The following is an 18,713-nucleotide window of genomic DNA, read 5'->3' on the forward strand; positions in this document are numbered from 1 at the left end:
AAGGGCCGCACCGACATGATGGACGACTACGACAACGCATCGGGTCCGGCGTCCGCGCCCCAGGACGCCCCGGGCCTGCCTCCCTCGGCATGGAACGCCACGTCCCGGGCCGCTTCCCGCGCACCGCTGGGTGAGCTGTTCGCGTCCTGGGCGTCCCGTACCCCCGGGGCCGCGGCGCTGGTGGCCGGGGACCGGACGTGGTCGTTCGGTGAGGTCGACGCCTGGGCGAACCGGCTGGCCCACCACCTCATCGGGCGCGGTGTGGGGCCCGAGCGGGTGGTGGCCCTGGTCCTGCCGCGCTCGGCCGAGCTGGTGGTGGCCGAGCTGGCCATCGCCAAGGCCGGGGCCGCGTTCCTGCCGGTGGATCCCGCGCACCCGGAGGAGCGCCGGGCCATGATGCTGGCCGACGCCCGGCCGGTGGTGGTGCTCGACGATCCGGCGCACATCCGGGATGTGACGGGCCCCGAGCACACGCCCGGCGAGGCGGAACTGCTCGGCCCGCTGCTGCCGGAGCATCCGGCGTACGTCATCTACACCTCGGGCTCCACCGGGGTGCCCAAGGGTGTGGTGGTGCCGCACGCCGGGCTGGGCAACTTCTCGGCGGCGACCACGGAGCACTACCAGGTCCGGCCGGGTGACCGGGTGCTGCAGTTCTCCTCGCCGAGCTTCGACGCCTCCGTACTGGAGCTGTGCTCCTCCCTGCTCGCCGGGGCGGCCCTGGTGGTGCCCCCGGAGGGTCCGCTGCTCGGCGCCGAACTGGCCGCCGTGCTGCGCGAACACCGGGTGACCCATGCCCTGATCCCCCCGGCGGCGCTGGCGACGGTGCCCGCCGAGGAACTGCACGACGGGCTGCCGGAGTTCCGCACCCTGATCGTGGGCGCGGAGGCGTGCCCCGCGCCTCTGGTGGACCTGTGGGCGCCGGGCCGGCGGATGGTGAACTCGTACGGGCCGACCGAGGCCACCGTCGTGGCCACCTGGACGGACGCCCTGGAGGCGGGCTCCGGCAACCCGCCGATCGGCCGCCCGCTGCCCAACACCCGGGTGTTCGTACTGGACGAGGCGATGCGGCCGGTCCCGGTGGGCTCAGTCGGGGAGCTGTACATCAGCGGCGCGGGAGTGGCCCGGGGCTACCTCGACCGCCCGGGGCTGACCGCCGACCGCTTCGTCGCGGTCCCCTTCGGGCCGCCCGGCGCCCGGATGTACCGCACCGGCGACCTGGCCCGCTGGAACGCCGATGGTGAGGTGGAGTTCCTGGGCCGGACCGACCACCAGGTCAAGGTCCGTGGCTTCCGTATCGAACTGGGCGAGATCGAGGCCGCGCTCGCCCGCCACCCGGACGTACAGGCCGCGGTGGTCACCGTCCGGGAGGACGAGCCGGGGCTGAAGCGGCTGGTGGCCTATGTGGTGCCCACCAGCGGCGACAAGCGGCCGCAAGGGCCGGCGCTGCGGGCCGCGGCGGCCCGGCTGCTGCCCGCCCATATGGTGCCGTCCGCGTATGTCGTCCTGGACGCGTTCCCCCTCACCCCGCACCGCAAGATCGACCGGCAGGCGCTGCCCGCCCCGTCCCCCACCGCCAAGGGGCACTCCCGCCACATCGCGCCGCGCACCCCCGCCGAGGCCGCCCTCGTCCGCGTCTGGACCGAGGTGCTTCCGGTGGACACCGTGGGCGTCGAGGACGACTTCCTGGGGCTGGGCGGCGACTCCATCCTCGGCGTCCGGCTGCTGTCCCGGCTCCGGGCCGAGCTGGGCGTCGAACTGACGCTGCGTGAGCTGCTGGACGCCCGGACCGTGGCCCGGCTGGCCGCCCGGCTGCCGGAGGAGCCCGCGAAGGCGCCGGAGGCGCCGATCCCGCCCGCCCCGCGCGACCGGCCGCTCCCGCTGTCGGCCGCCCAGCGGCGGCTGTGGTTCCTGGACGATCTGACGTCCGGCGGCACCGAGTACAACACCGGGGCCGGCCTGCGGCTGAGCGGTCCGCTCGACCAGGACGCGCTGCGCCGCGCGCTCGGCACTCTGGCCGCCCGCCACGACGCGCTGCGCACCACGTTCGTCACCGTGGACGGGCACGGGGTGCAGCGCATCGCCGACCACGGGACCGTCCCGCTCGACCACGCCGACCTCGGCGGGCGGCCCGCCCCGGAGCGGGAGGCCGCCGTCGACCGGCTGCTGACCGACGAGCTGAACCGCCCCTACGACCTCGCCGAGGGCCCGCTGACCCGGGCGCTGCTCATCCGGCTCGCCGACGACGACCACGTCCTGCTGCTGGCCCAGCACCACATCGTCACCGACGGCTGGTCGGTCGGCCTCCTGGTGCGCGAACTGACCACGCTGTACGAGGCGGAGGCCACCGGAACCGGCCCGGACCTCGCCGAACCCGCCCTGCAGTACCCGGACTTCGCCGTCTGGGAGGAGAACTGCCCCGCCCCGCCCGGGCAGGACGCGGATCTCACGTACTGGCGGACCCGGCTCGCCGGGATGCAGACCCTGGAGCTGCCCACCGACCGCCCCCGCCCCCCGGTGCGCACCACCGCCGGGGCGGTGCACCGGCGCGAGCTGCCCGCCGATCTGGTGGCCGCCCTGGGACGGCTCGGCCGGGAGCGGAACACCACGCTGTTCACCCTGCTCGCGTCGTCCGTCGCGGTCCTGTTCTCCCGCTACTCGGGCCAGCGGGACGTGGCGTTCGGCACCGTGACCAGCGGACGCCACCGCAAGGAGCTGGAGTCGGTCGCCGGGTTCTTCGTCAACACGCTGGTGCTGCGCGCCGACGTCGACGGGGACAGCACCGTCGAGCAGTTCGTGGACGCGATGCGCGAGACGGTGCTCGACGCGTTCAGCCACGACCGGCTGCCGTTCGAGCGGGTCGTCGAGGAGCTGGGCGTCAAGCGCGACGCCAGCCGCAACCCGCTGGTGCAGGCGCTGGTCGTGCAGCAGAACGCCATGGTGCCCGCCCGGGAGGCCGGGGGTCTGGGGATCGCCGAGCACTCCCTGCCACGGCCCGCCGCGCGGTTCGATCTGGTGCTGGAGTTCCTGCCCCGGGACGACGGCTCGCTCGGCCTCACCGTCGAGTACAACTCCGATCTGTTCGACGCCCGGACGATGGAACAGATGGCCGGGCATCTGCTCCGGCTGCTGACCCGGATGGTGGCCGACCCCGGCAGCACCCTGATCGAGCTGCAGATGCTGAGCGACGCCGAGTGGCACAAGCTGCTCGACTCCTGGAACGGCACCGGCCAGCCCGCGACCGACGCCACCCTGCCCGAACTCTTCGCCGCGCAGGCCGCGCGACAGCCCGAGGCCACCGCCGTGACCTGCGGCGGCACCCGGCTCTCCTACGACGAGGTGAACCGGCGCGCCAACCGGCTCGCCCGGCTGCTGATCGACCGGGGCGCCGGCCCCGAGCGGCTGGTGGCGCTGGCCCTGCCGCGCTCGGCCGACCTCGTCGTCGTCCTGCTGGCGGTGCTCAAGTCGGGCGCCGGGTATCTGCCGGTGGACCCCGGCTACCCGGCCGAGCGCATCGCGTTCATGCTGGACGACGCCGCGCCCTCGACCATCCTCACCACCGGTGACATCGCGGGCGGCCTGCCCGGCGGGGTCGAGCCGCTGGTGCTGGACGACCCCGCCGTCCGCGCCGAGCTGGAGCGGCGGGCGGACGGCGACATCACCGACGCCGAGCGCACCGGGCCGCTGGACCGCGCCCACCCCGCGTACGTCATCTACACCTCCGGGTCCACCGGCACGCCCAAGGGCGTCGTGGTCACCCACCAGAGCGTGGCGGGCCTGGCCGCCTGGGCCGGGGCCGAGCTGGGCCGGGAGCGGCTGACCGGGGTGGTGGCCTCCACCTCGCTCAACTTCGACGTGTCCGTGTTCGAGATCCTGTGCCCGCTGCTGGCGGGCGGCAGCATCGAGATCGTCCAGGATCTGCTGGCCCTCGCCGACCCCGCGAACCGGCCGAGCGCGACCGGGCTGATCAGCGGCGTGCCCTCGGTGTTCGCCCGGCTCCTCGGCGGGGAGGCCGAGGCCGGACACATCGCCGCCGGGACCGTCGTCCTGGCGGGCGAGGCGCTGCCCGCCCAGACCGTACGGGACATCCGCGCCGCGCTGCCCTCCTGCCGCATCGTCAACATGTACGGACCGACCGAGGCGACCGTGTACGCCACCGCCTGGTTCTCCCCGGGCGACGACCCCCGGCAGGCGCCGCCCATCGGCAGGCCCGTCGCCGACACCCGCGCCTATGTCCTGGACCCGACGCTGCGGCTGGTGCCGCCCGGGGTGACCGGCGAGCTGTACCTCGGCGGCCACGGCCTCGCCCGGGGCTACCTCAACCGGTCCGGGCTGACCTCCGACCGCTTTCTCGCGGACCCGTTCGGCACGCCGGGCAGCCGGATGTACCGCACCGGCGACCTGGTGCGCTGGGGCAGCGACGGCCAGCTCGAATACATGGGCCGGGCGGACGACCAGGTGAAGATCCGCGGCTTCCGCATCGAACTGGGCGAGGTCGAGACGGCGTTGCTGCGCCACCCCGATGTCGCCGAGGCCGCCGCCGTCGCGAAGGAGACCGGCGGCCACAAGCGGCTGGTCGCCTACGTCGTGCCCGCGCCGGGCGCCACCCCGGACCCGGCCGCGCTGCGCACGTTCCTCCAGGGCAGCCTGCCCGACTACATGGTGCCCGCCTCCGTCCTGGCCATGGAGCGGATGCCGCTCAACCCCAACGGCAAGCTCGACCGCAGCCGTCTCCCCGACCCGGACTGGGGTCAGGCGGCGGCACCGGGCTATGTGGCACCGCGCACCGCGACCGAGCGGACCCTCGCCGCGGTCTGGGCGCGGATCCTCCATGTGGAACGCATCGGGGTGGAGGACAACTTCTTCTCCCTCGGCGGCGACTCCATCCTCAGCATCCAGGTGGTCTCCCAGGCGCGGCAGGCCGGGCTCTCCGTCACCTCGCGCGATGTCTACCGCCACCAGACCATCGCCGCCCTCGCCCTGCACCTGGACAGCGCGGCCGCCCAGCCGCAGCGCGGCGCCGTCACGGAAGCGGCCACCGGGGATCTGCCGCTGACGCCGATCCAGCACTGGCTGTTCGAGACCGACTCCGAGCGGGCCGGACACTTCAACCAGACGATCTCTCTCGTCCTGCCCGAGGACGTGGACGAGGACGCGCTGCGCGGCGCCGTGGAAGCGGTCGTACGCCACCATGACGCGCTGCGCTCCCGCTTCCCCCACGAGGGCGACGTCCGCTACCAGCGGATCGACGACGGCGGGACGACGGACCTGCTGCTCCGCCACACCGGGAGCGGCGAACCCCACCTCGGCGCCTTCGACCTGACGGCCGGGCCCCTGCTGCGCGCGGTGCTGGAGAACAACGCCGGTGCGGAGAACGCCGGTGCGGAGGACACCGCCGCCGGGGGGCGGCCGGTGCTCCACCTCACCGTGCACCACGCCGTGGTGGACGGGGTCTCCTGGCGCATCCTGCTGGAGGACCTGGACAGCGCCTACCACGCCCTGGCCCGGGGCGCGGCGGCCGCACTGCCCGCCGTCTCCTCCCCGCTGCGCCGATGGGCCCGGCGGCTCAACGACCACGCGCGGGCCGGGGGGTTCGAGGCCCAGGCCGTGTACTGGACGGACCTGGCCGAGCGCTGTGATCCGTCGCTGCCGCTGGACCTGAACGGAGAGAACACCTACGCCTCGGCCCGGTCGGTCACCGTCACGCTCGACCGGGACGAGACCGCGGCCCTGCTCCAGACGCTGCCCGACGTCTACCGGACCCAGGTCAACGATGTGCTGCTGAGCGCGCTGGCCCGGGTGCTGGGCCAGTGGACCGGGCGCACCGGTGTGCCGGTGGACCTGGAGGGCCACGGCCGCGAGGAGATCTTCGAGGAGGTGGATCTGTCCCGTACGGTCGGCTGGTTCACCACCCGCTTCCCCGTGGCGCTGGACCTTCCCGAGGGTGACTGGGGCGATGTCCTCCAGTCCGTCAAGGAGCAGCTGCGGTCCGTACCGCAGCGCGGCCTCGGGTACGGGGCGCTCGCCCATCTCGCCCGTACCGAGGGGATTTCGGCCGGTCCCGCCGCCGGGGTCAGCTTCAACTACCTCGGCCAGTTCGAGCTGCCGGGCGACGGCGACGGGCTCTTCCGCGGCCTCCACCGCGAACTGGCCCTGGACTCCGACCCGGAGGCGCTGCGGCCGCATCCGCTGGAGGTCGTCGGCCGGGTCGAGGACCAGACGCTCGCGTTCACCTGGTTCTACTCCGCGAACCTGCACACGGAGGAGACCGTCGCGGGGCTCGCCGGGGAGTTCCTGCGGGCCCTGCGCGCCATCGCCCGGCACGCCGCCGCGCCCGGCGCGGGCGGCCGCACCCCGTCCGACTTCCCGCTCGCCGCCCTCGACCAGTCCACGGTGGACCGGCTGGTGGGCGACGGCAGCGGGGTGGAGGACATCTACCCGCTGACCCCCACCCAGGCGGGCATGCTCTTCCACGGGCTGTCCGAGGACGACCGGCGCGCCTACTTCCAGCAGCTGACCTTCGTCCTCGACGGGGTGCCCGACCCGCGGCGGCTGGCCGCCGCCTGGCAGCGGGTCGCCGACCGTACGCCGGTGCTGCGCAGCCGCGCGGAGTGGGACGGGGTGCCCGAGCCGGTGCAGGTGGTGGAGCGCGGGGTGCGGGTGCCGGTGACCCAGCTCGACTGGCGCGGGCTGTCCGCGTCCGAGCGCCGGGAGGAGTCGCGGCGGTTCCTCGCCGAGGACCGGGAGCGGGGGCTCGACCTGGCCGCCGCGCCGCTGATGCGGCTGGCGCTCGCCCGGCTTTCCGACACCGAGGTCCAGGTGGTGTGGACGTTCCACCATCTGATCCTGGACGGCTGGAGCCTGTTCCAGGTTCTGTCGGACGTCTTCGCCTGCCACGCCTCCGGGGCGGGGGCCGCGCTGCCCAGCCGCCGTCCGTTCCGTGACTATGTCGCCTGGCTGCGGGACCGCGACTGGGCGGAGGCCGAGGAGCACTGGCGCTCGCGGCTCGGGGGTCTGGCGGAGCCCACTCCGCTGCCCTTCGACCGGGAGCCCACCGGGACCCATCACGCGGAGTCCACCGGCGAGGTGCGGGTCACGCTGCCCGCCGACGCGTCCGGACGGCTGGCGGAGCTGGCCAGGGGCGCGGGGCTCACCATGAACACCCTGCTCCAGGGCGCCTGGACGCTGCTGCTCGCCCGGTACACGGGCCGCGAGGACGTCGTCTTCGGGACCACGGTCTCCGGCCGCCCGCCGGAGCTGGCCGGTGTCGAGGCGATGACCGGGCTCTTCATCACGACCGTGCCGACCCGGCTGGAGGTGCCCGCCGACGGCACCCTGCTGTCGTGGCTGCGGGAGGTGCAGGAGCGGCAGACCGAGGACCGGCGGTTCGACTTCGTACCGCTCACCCGGCTGCGGTCCATGACGGGGCTCGCCGAGCGGGTGAACCTCTTCGACAGCATCGTGGTGTTCGAGAACTACCCGGTCGGCGGGGATCTCGCCGCCGCGCACGGGCTGGCGCTGCGGGACCTCGAAGGCGTCGAGACGACGAACTACCCGCTGAGCCTGGTGGTCTACCCCGGCGAGGAGATGGCGCTGCGGCTCGGCTACGACCCGTCGCTGTTCGACGCCGCCACGATTCAGCGCATGGCCGAGTATCTGTCGGTGCTGCTGACGAACATGGCCACCGGCCCGGACCGGGCGCCCGCGCGCCTCCCCGTGCTCAGCGACGCCCGCCGCACCCAGGTGCTCCGGGAGTGGAACGACACCACGACCGCGCTGCCCGAGGGCTCGGTGGCCGCCCTCTTCGCCGAGCAGGTGCGCCGTACGCCGGACGCGCCCGCGCTGGACGGCGACGGCGGCCCGGTGAGCTACCGGGAGCTGGACGCGCGGGCCAACCAACTGGCTCACCGGCTCGCCGCGCTCGGGACCGGGCCGGAGCGGCCGGTGGCCGTGCTGATGGACCGGTCCGTGGAACTGGTGGTCGCCCAGCTGGCCATCGTCAAGGCGGGCGGGGTGTACGTACCGCTGGACACCCGCGCGCCCGGGGCCCGGCTCCGGCTGGTGCTGGCCGAGGCGGCGGCGGACGTCCTGCTGACCGACCGGGCCTGGGAGCGGACCGCGGCCGACCTCGGGCACGACGGGCGGACGCTGCTGGTCGGGCCCGGCACCGAAAGCGGCGAGGAGCCGTCGGGACCGCCCTCGGTGGAGATCTTCCCCGACAACACGGCGTATCTGATGTTCACTTCGGGCTCCACCGGGCGGCCCAAGGGCGTCGCGGTCCGGCACCGCGATGTGACCGCCCTCGTCCATGACCGCGCCTTCGCGGGCCATGACCGGGTGCTGGTGCACTCCCCGCAGGCGTTCGACGCCTCCACCTACGAGGTGTGGGTGCCGCTGCTGCGCGGCGGTACGGCCGTCCTCGCCCCGGTGGGCGACGTGGACGCGGACGCCGTACGCCAGGCGATCACCGGCCACGGGGTGAGCTGCCTGTGGCTGACCGCCGGGCTCTTCCGGCTCCTGGCGCAGGAGGCGCCGGAGTGCCTGCGCGGCGCCCGGGAGGTGTGGACCGGCGGCGAGGCGGTACCGCCCGCGGCGGTGCGCCGGGTGCTCGACGCCTGCCCGGAGCTGACGGTCGTCGACGGCTACGGGCCCACCGAGACCACGACGTTCGCCACCCGGCGCCCCTTCCGCGCCGGTGAGGAGCTGCCCGGGACGCTGCCCATCGGACGGCCGCTGGACAACACCCGCGCGTACGTCCTGGACGGCGCGCTCCAGCCCCAACCCCCGGGGATTCCGGGCGAGTTGTACATCGCGGGCGCCGGGCTCGCCCGTGGCTACCGGAACCGGCCCGGCCCGACGGCCGAGCGCTATGTCGCCGATCCGTTCGGGCCGCCCGGCTCGCGGATGTACCGCACCGGGGACCTGGTGTCCTGGACCGCCGACGGCGAACTCGCCTTCGTGGGCCGCTCCGACGACCAGATGAAGGTACGGGGCTTCCGCATCGAACCGGGCGAGATCGAGGCCGCGCTCACCCGCCACCCGGACATCGCCGAGGCGGTCGTCGCCCTCGCGCGGGACGGTGAGCGGAAGCTGCTGGCCGCCTATCTGGTCCCGGCGCGCGGCGCCACCGTGCCGGAGCCGGAGGAGCTGCGGTCCCGGCTGGGCCAGGGGCTGCCCGACTACATGGTGCCCTCGGTCTTCATCGCCCTGGCCGAACTGCCGCTCACCGGCAACGGCAAGGTGGACCGCCGCCGCCTCCCGGCACCCGACTGGTCGGCGGCCACGGCGGGCGCCGAGTACGTGGCGCCGCGCACCGACGCCGAACGGATCCTCGCGGAGATCATGGCTCCGCTGCTGGGCCGGGAGCGGATCGGCGTCGAGGACAACTTCTTCATGCTCGGCGGGGACTCGATCCTCAGCATCCAGGTCGCCTCCCGCGCCCGGCAGGCGGGCCTGTCGGTGACGCCCAGGGAACTCTTCAAGCACCCCACCATCGCCGCACTCGCCACCGTCGCCACCGTCGCCGCCACCGCCCGGCCCGCCGCCGACACGGGCCCGGTGAGCGGCGACCTGCCGCTCACCCCGATCCAGCACTGGTTCCTCGGGACGGACAGCCCCCGGCCCGAGCACTTCAACCAGTCCGTCGTGGTCGAACTCGACCGGGACCCGGACTCCTCGGCGCTCCGCCAAGCCCTGCGGGCGCTGCTGGTCCACCACGACGCGCTGCGGATGCGGTACGAGCGCCGCGCGGACGGCACCGTACGGCAGTACTGCCCGCCGCCGGACGAGACCGGCCCCGACCCGCTGCGCGAGGTGGACCTGTCGGGGCTCGGGGAGGACGAGCGGCGGGCCGCCGAGGAGGCGGCCATGGCCGAGGCCAACGCCGGTTTCGTCCTGGACCGGGGGCCGCTGCTGGCCGCCCGGCTGCTGCGCCCGGGCGCCGGGGCGCCGCCGTCGCTCTTCCTGACCGTGCACCACCTGGTGGTCGACGGCGTCTCCTGGCGCGTGCTGCTGGAGGACCTGGAGACCGCCTACCGCCAGCTGCTCGGCGGCGGCCCCGCCGACCTCGGCGCGCGCACCACCTCCGTACGGGACTGGTCGCGGCGGCTCACCGAGCACACCACGGCCGGTGGCTTCGACGCCGAACTCCCGCACTGGCAGGCGGTGGCCGCCGACTGCGCCGCCGGGATTCCCATCGACACCGAAGGCGAGGGCGGCAACACCGTCGCGGCCATGCGGTCGGTCACCGTGACCCTGGACCGGGAGCGGACCACCGCGCTGCTCCAGCAGGTGCCCGAGGTCTACCGCACCCGCGTGGACGACGTACTGCTCTCCGCGCTGGGCCGGGTGCTGGCCGAGTGGACCGGGCGGCGGCGGGTCGCCGTCGACCTGGAGGGGCACGGCCGCGAGGAACACCTGCTGGACGGGGTGGACCTGTCCCGTACCGTCGGCTGGTTCACCACCATGTTCCCGGTCGCCCTCGACATTCCCGGCGTCGTTGCTGGCGGCGGCTGGGGCGAGACGCTGAAGTCCGTCAAGGAGCAGTTGCGCGCGGTGCCCGCCCAGGGCATCGGCTACGGCGCGCTGCGCCATCTGGCTCCGGGCTCGCCGCTCGCGGACGCGGCGGAGCCGCGGATCAGCTTCAACTACCTCGGCCAGTTCGACTGGTCGGACACCGGCGGGACCGCCGACGACGCCCTGGTCCGTACCGTACGAGGCGGTCTGGGCGGCGACGCCGCGCCGGACTCGCCCCGGGCGCATCTGCTGGACATCGTGGGCCGGGTCGAGCGGCGGTGCCTGGAGATCACCTGGTACTACGGCTCCGGAACGCACTCCGAGGAGACGGTGTCCCGGCTGGCCGAGGAGATGCTGCGCGCCCTGGAGGGCATCGTCGCGCACTGCGCCGACCCCGCCGCGGGCGGCCGTACCCCGTCGGACTTCGCGCTGGCCCGGCTGGACCAGGCCGCGGTGGACCGGGTGGCCGCCGACGGGCGGTCGGTGGAGGACCTCTACCCGCTGACCCCGATGCAGGCCGGGATGCTGTTCCACAGCCTCGTGGACCCGGCGTCCGACGCCTACTTCAACCAGGTGCAGCTGCGGCTGACCGGGGTGACGGACCCGCGGGCGCTGGCCACGGCGTGGCAGCGGACCGCGGACGCCAACCCGATCCTGCGCACCCATCTGGTCTGGGCGGACACCCCGGAGCCGCTTCAGGTCGTCCGGCGCCGGGCCACTCTGCGGATCGCCCACCACGACTGGACCGGACGGTCCGACGCGTGGCGCGAGGCCGAGCTGAGCAGGCTGCTCACCGACGACCGGGCCGAGGGCATCGACCTCGGCAGCGCGCCCCTGATGCGGCTGGCCATGATCCGGCTGTCGGCCGACGAGGTGCGGCTGGTCTGGACGTTCCACCATGTGCTGCTCGACGGCTGGAGCGCGGCGCAGGTCTTCGACGAGGTCTGCGAGCGGTACGCGGCGCTCACCACCGGGCGCGGCGCCGTCGTGCCGACCCGGCGGCCCTTCCGGGAGTATCTGGGCTGGCTCGGTGAGCAGGACACGGCGGAGGCCGAGCGGTTCTGGCGCGGCGCGCTGGAGGGCTTCACCGCCCCGACCGAACTGCCCCGCGACCGGCCGGCGGCCGAGGCGCACCGTACGGCGTCCTCGGGCACGTACCGGGTCGCCCTCGGCGCCGAGGAGTCGGCGCGGCTGCGTCAGGTCGCCCAGCGGGGCGGACTGACCATGAACACGGTGGTGCAGGGCGCCTGGGGGCTGCTGCTGTCCCGCTACAGCGGGGCGGACGACGTCGCGTTCGGGACGACCGTCTCGGGCCGCCCGGCCGCGCTGCCGGGTGTGGAGTCGATGGTCGGCGTGTTCATCAACACCATCCCCACCCGGGTCCGGGTGGACGGCCGGAGCCCGCTGATGAGCTGGCTGCGGGAGCTGCAGACGGCGCAGTCGGAGTCCCGGCGCTTCGAGTTCGTGTCCCTGGCGCAGCTGCAGAGCTGGAGCGAGGTGCCCGGCGGCGTCGGTCTCTTCGACAGCATCGTGGTCTTCGAGAACTACCCCTTCGACAGCGAGGCCATCGCGGCCCACGGCCTCCGCATCCATCAGGAGCGGGACCTGGAGCCGACGAACTACGCGCTCAGCGTCGTGGTGGCGCCCGAGGAGCGGCTGACGATCTCGCTGGACTACGACCCGGCCGCCTTCGACGCCGCCACGGTCGAGCGGCTGGGCGGCTGCCTGCACGGGCTGCTGGCCCAGATGGCGGCCGATCCGGAACGGCGGCTGGAGGAGCTGCCGCTGATCGGCGAGAGCGAGACCCGCCGCATCCTGGACGAGTTCAGCGGTCGCGTCTCCCCGGCGCCGCGCGCGGTCCTGCCGGAGCTGTTCGAGGCGCGGGCGGCCCGTATGCCGGACGCGGTGGCCGTGCGGGGAGCGGACACGGAGCTGACGTACCGGGAGCTGAACGAGCGCGCCAACCGGCTCGCCCGGCTGCTGATCGGCGCGGGAGCCGGTCCCGAGCGCTTCGTGGCGCTCTCCCTGCCGCGCACACCGGAGCTGGTGGTGGCGGTGCTGGCGGTGCTCAAGAGCGGCGCCGGATATCTCCCGGTCGACCCCGCGTACCCGGCGGAGCGCATCGCGTATCTGATCGCCGACATCGCCCCGGACATCGTCCTGACCACCGGCGAGACCGCTCCCCGGATCCCGGACGGACCGGGTCACCGGATCCTGCTGGACGACGCGGAGTCGGAGCGGGCGCTGTCCGCACTGGGCGTACGGGACATCGTCGACGCCGAGCGCACCACCCCGCTGGTGCCCGGCCATCCGGCGTACGTCATCCACACCTCCGGGTCGACCGGCACGCCCAAGGGCGTCGTGGCCACCCACCAGGGTGTGGCGGCGCTGGCCGAGTGGGCGGGGAAGGAGTTCGGCGCGGACGGGCTGTCCCACGTCGTGGCGTCGACCTCGCTCAACTTCGATGTGTCGGTCTTCGAGATCATCTGCCCGCTGCTGGTGGGCGGTTCGCTGGAGATCGTCCGCGATCTGCTCACCCTGGCCGAGCGTGCCGAGCCGTGGACGGCGTCCCTGATCAGCGCCGTGCCCTCGGCCCTCGGGCAGGTGCTCGGCAAGGGCGGCGTCTCCGTCACGGCCGACGCCGTGGTGCTGGCGGGCGAGGGGCTCGCGGCCCGTACGGTCCAGGAGGTCCGTACGGCCATCCCGGGCTGCCGGGTGGCCAATATCTACGGCCCCACCGAGGCCACCGTCTACGCCACCGCCTGGCACTGCGACCCCGCCGACCCCGGGCGCACCCCGCCGATCGGCTCCCCCATCGCCGCCACCCGGGCGTACGCGCTGGACGCGCGGCTGCGGCCGGTGCCGGTCGGGGTGCCCGGAGAGCTGTACTTGGCCGGAGCGGGCCTGGCCCGGGGGTACTTCGGCCGCCCCGGGCTGACCGCGGACCGCTTCACGGCCGACCCGTTCGGACCCGCGGGCAGCCGGATGTACCGCACCGGCGACCTGGTGCGGTGGGACGCGGACGGGCAGCTGGAGTACCTCGGCAGGACCGACGACCAGGTCAAGGTGCGGGGTTTCCGCATCGAGCTGGGCGAGGTGGAGGCGGCGCTGGCGCGCCACCCGGAGGTCGCCGAGGCGGCCGCGGCCGTCATCGAGACCTCGGGCCACAAGCGGCTGGTGGGGTACGTCGTCCCGGCCCACGGGACCGGGCCGGCCGACGCCGCCGCGATGCGCGCGTTCCTCGCCACCAGCGTGCCGGACCACATGGTGCCCGCGGCCGTCGTCACCCTGGAGCGGCTGCCGCTGAACCCCAGCGGCAAGCTCGACCGGCGGGCGCTGCCCGCCCCGGACTGGGCCGCCCCCACCAGTGGTCATGTCGCGCCCCGTACGGAGACCGAGAAGGCCCTCGCCGAGATCTGGGCGGAGGTGCTGGGCGTGGAGCGGGTCGGCGTCGACGACAACTACTTCACGCTCGGCGGCGACTCCATCCTCAGCATCCAGATCGTCTCCTCGGCACGCCGCGCGGGCATCGAGCTGACCCCGCGCCATCTCTTCGTCCACCAGACCGTCGCGGACCTGGCCGCCGCCGCGCGGGACGTCCCCGCCACGGCCGTCGCGGCCGAGCAGGGGCCGGTGGTCGGCGAGGTGCCGCTCACCCCCGTGCAGCACTGGATGTTCGACACCCTCCCGGACAGCCCCGGCCACTTCACCCAGTCGGTGTCCGCCGAGCTGACCGGGCCGGTGGACGAGCCCGCGCTGCGCGCCGCCCTGGACACCCTGGTCGACCACCACGACGCGCTGCGGCTGCGCTACGAGACCCAGCCCGCCGAGCACGGCCACTGGCACCAGCACAGCGTCCCGCCGGGCGGCACCGAGCCGGTGCTCGATGTCCACGACCTGTCCGCCACCGACCCCGCGCTGCGGGAGGAGGCGATGCGGGAGGCGACGCGACGGGTTCGGGCCGGATTCGACCTGGCTCAGGGGCCGTTGTTCAAGGCCGTGCTGTTCGTCCTCGGCGACGGGGAGCGCCCGGTGCTCTCCCTGATCGCCCACCATCTGGTGGTGGACGCGGTCTCCTGGCGGATCCTGCTGGAGGATCTGGACACCGCGTACCGGCTGCTCGTGGACGGGCAGCCGGGGCGCCTCGGCCGGAAGACCACCTCGTTCCGCGCGTGGTCGCGGCAGTTGAGCGAACACACCGTCGCCGGGGGCTTCGACGCGGAGCGGGACCACTGGACCGCCGCGCACGGCAGCCCGGCTCTCCCCACGGACGGCGAGGGGCCGAACACCGCCGCCAGTGAGGAGACGGTGACGGTCCGGCTCGGCGCCGAGGAGACCCGGGTCCTGCTCCAGGACGTGCCGGGCGCCTATCTGACCCGGATCAACGACGTCCTGCTGTGCGCGCTGGGCCGGGTGCTCGGCCGCTGGACCGGCCAGGACCGGGTGCTGGTCGCCCTGGAGGGGCACGGCCGCGAGGAGATCTTCGACGGTGTCGATCTCTCCCGTACGGTCGGCTGGTTCACCAGCATGTTCCCCGTCGCCCTGGACGGCGGCGCCGCAACCGGCCTTGAGGAGGCGCTGAAGACCGTCAAGGAGCGGCTGCGGGCCGTCCCCGGGAACGGGCTGAGCTACGGGGCGCTGCGCCATCTCGCCCCGGACGCGCCGCTCGCGGACACGGCGCGGCCGCAGATCAGCTTCAACTACCTCGGTCAGCTCGACTGGGAGCTGCCCGGTGACGGTCTGCTGCACGCCCTGCGCAGCGGGCTGGAGGGCGACCTGAGCCCGGAGGCGCCCCGGCCGCATCTCCTCGATGTGGTCGGCCGGGTCGAGCACAAGACGCTCGAACTGACCTGGTCCTACTCGCGGGACCGGCACCATCGCGACACGGTGCTCCGGCTCGCCGAGGAGACCCTGCGTGAGCTGCGCGCGATCATGCGGCTGTGCACGGAGCCGGAGGCGGGCGGACGCACGCCCTCGGACTTCCCGCTGGCCGCCCTGGATCAGGCGACCGTCGACCGGCTGGCGGGCGACGGCCGCGATGTGGCCGACATCTATCCGCTGACGCCCACCCAGAACGGCCTGGTCTTCCACGGGCTGGCCCAGCGCGGCCAGGGGCTCTATGTGGAGCAGGCGAGCTTCATCCTGGACGGGGTCAGGGACTCCCGGGTCCTCGCCGCCGCCTGGCAGCACGTCGTCGACCGCACGCCGGTGCTGCGCAGCGAGGTGGTGGTCCAGGAGGTGCCCGAGCCGCTGCAGATCGTGCGCCGCAGCGCGGCCGTACCGGTCGAGGAGCTGGACTGGAGCGGGTTCACGGAGGACGAGCGCCGGGCCGCGCTGGAGCGGCTGCTCGACCAGGACCGCGCCCGGGGGCTCGACCTCGACGCGGCGCCGCTGCTGCGGCTCACCCTGGCCCGGCTCTCGCCGACCGAGGTGCAGGTGCTGTGGACCTTCCACCATGTGCTGCTCGACGGCTGGAGCGTCTTCCAGGTGCTGACGGACGTCTTCGCGGCGCATGGCGCCCTGGCCTCGGGGGAACAGCCACGGCTCCAGGCCCGCAGGCCGTTCGCGGACTACGTGGCATGGCTCGGCCGCCAGGACCGCGCGCAGGCCGAAGCGCACTGGCGCCGGACGCTTGCCGGGTTCACCGCACCCACTCCCCTCCCCTACGACCGCAAGCCGACGGCGGACGCCGCCACCCGGTCCTCGAAGTGGCTGTCGCAGCGGCTCGGTGAGCAGGAGACCGCAGCCGTGGAGGACTTCGCCCGGCGGCACCGGCTCACTCTCAATACGATCGTCCAGGGCGCTTGGGGCTTGCTCGTGTCTCGCTTGAGCGGAGACGCGGACGTCTGCTTCGGGGCGACCGTCTCGGGACGGCCGACCGAACTGCCCGGCGCCGACAGCATCACCGGCATCTTCATCAACACCCTGCCGGTGCGGGTGACCGTGAACGACGGTGCCAGCGATGCCACCGCCGTCGACTGGCTGCGCGGCCTCCAGGCCGACCAGGCGGACGCGCGCGGCTTCGGCCATGTCCCGCTCGCCCGGCTCCAGGGCTGGAGCGACGTACCAGGCGGTGCGGACCTCTTCGAGAGCCTGGTGGTGTTCGAGAACTACCCGATCAACAGCTCCGCCGCCGCAGAACACGGGCTGCGGGTGCGTGAACTCCAGGCCCTGGAGAGCACCAACTACGCGCTGACCGTGGTCGTCTCGCCCGGCACCGAGATGTCCGTCGAACTCGGCTACGACCCCCGGCACTTCGAGGAGTCCACCGCCGAGGGGCTGGCCGCCCAGCTGACGCAGGTCCTCGGCGCCCTCGCCGAGGCGCCCGACGACCTGCCGCTGGACCGGATCGACATCCTGCCCGCCGCGATGCGCAAGCGGCTCCTGGAGGACTGGAACGACACCGACCGGCCCGCCGAACAGACGACGCTTGCGCGGCTCTTCGAGGCCGCCGCGGACCGTCACCCCGACGCCCCCGCCGTCCTCGCGCCCGGCGTCCAGCTGACCTACGCGGAGCTGGACACCCGGGCCAACCGCCTCGCCCACCGGCTCATCGCCCAGGGCGTGGGCCCCGGCCGGATCGTGGCCCTGGTGCTGCCCCGGTCGGTGGAGATCGTCGTCGCCCAGCTCGCGGTGGCCAAGGCGGGCGGTGCCCATCTGCCCGTCGACCCCGGCTATCCCGCCGAGCGCGTCGCGCTGATGCTGGAGGACGCCGCGCCGCACCTCACCCTCGACAGCCTCGGCGAGGCCGAGACGGCGGAGGCTTCTGGTGAGCCCGCGCACCGGCCCACCGACCGGGACCGGTCGCGCCCCGTCGACCCCGACGACCCGGCCTATGTGATCTACACGTCCGGGTCCACCGGCACCCCCAAGGGCGTGGTCGTCACCCACCGGGGGATCGGGAACTTCGCCGCCGCCGAGGCCGAGCACTACGAGGTGCGGGAGGGCGACCGCGTCCTGCAGTTCGCCTCGCCCAGCTTCGACGCCTCCGTCCTGGAGCTGTGCATGGCGCTGCCGCACGGTGCCGCGCTGGTGGTGCCGGAGCCCGGGCCGCTGCTGGGCGAGCACCTGGCGCGCGTCCTGCGCGAGCAGCGCGTCACCCACACCCTCATCCCGCCCGCCGCGCTGGCCACGCTGCCCGACGGAACCGAGAAGGAGCTGCCCGAGCTGCGCACGCTGATCGTGGGCGGAGACGCCTGCGGTCCGGAGCTGACGACCCGGTGGGCCCCGCACCACCGCATGATCAACTCGTACGGGCCCACCGAGGCCACCGTCGTCGCCACCTGGTCCGATCCGCTCATCGCGGACGGCGCCCCACCGCCCATCGGGCGGCCCGTCCCCAACACCCGGGTCCGGCTGCTCGACGCGCGGCTGCGCCCGGTGCCCCCGGGGGTGCCCGGCGAGCTGTGGATCAGCGGCCCGTCGCTGGCCCGCGGCTATCTGAACCGCCCCGGCCTGACCGCGTCCCGCTTCGTCGCGGACCCCTTCGGGCCCGTGGGCAGCAGGATGTACCGCACCGGCGACCTCGCCCGCTACGACGCCGAGGGCCGCATCCACCACCTGGGCCGCACCGACCACCAGATCAAGCTGCACGGCTACCGCATCGAGGCCGGTGAGGTGGAGACCGCCCTGACCGGCCACCCCTCGGTCGCCGAGGCCGTGGTGACGGTCCGGGAGGACGAGCCCGGCGTCCGCAGGCTGGTGGCGCACCTGGTGCCCGCGCCGGGTGCGACCGCCCCGGCCGACGCCGAGCTGCGCGCCGAGCTGGGACGTACGCTGCCCGGCTACATGGTGCCGTCCGCGTTCGCCGTCCTGGACCGCCTCCCGCTCACCGAGAACGGCAAGACGGACCGCGCGGCGCTGCCCGCGCCAGGACCGGCCACCGCGGCCCCGGCCGCGGGCCACATCGAGCCGAGGACCCCCACCGAGGAGGTCATCGCGGAGATCTGGTCCGAGGTGCTGGGGGTGGAACCGGTCGGCGCCGAGGACGACTTCTTCGCCCTGGGCGGTGACTCCGTCCGCAGCCTGCTGATCGCCTCCCGCGCGGGTGAGGCCTTCGGCCTCGACCTGACGCCACGGGACATCATGACCGCCCACACGGTCTCCGCCCTCGCCGATCTGGTCGAGGAACACATCCTGCGCGAACTCGAAGACGCCGTTTCCGGCGGCAGCGACCACGACGAACGGTGAGGAACGAGAAC

The 18,713-nt window shown here is 74.2% G+C and carries 1 protein-coding gene; it reads left to right on the forward strand.

The features are described from left to right. Positions 1-15 precede the first annotated feature (15 nt). Positions 16-18,702, forward strand: coding sequence for a non-ribosomal peptide synthase/polyketide synthase (locus tag ACWC5C_RS10500; protein WP_450875148.1), 18,687 nt, complete (start codon positions 16-18; stop codon positions 18,700-18,702). Positions 18,703-18,713 lie beyond the last annotated feature (11 nt).

This window comes from Streptomyces sp. NPDC001700 (genome assembly GCF_053596435.1).

Coding starts and splice junctions, on each gene's coding strand:
- ACWC5C_RS10500 (WP_450875148.1), top strand. CDS start 16: ATGATGGACGACTACGACAACGCATCGGGTCCGGCGTCCGCGCCCCAG.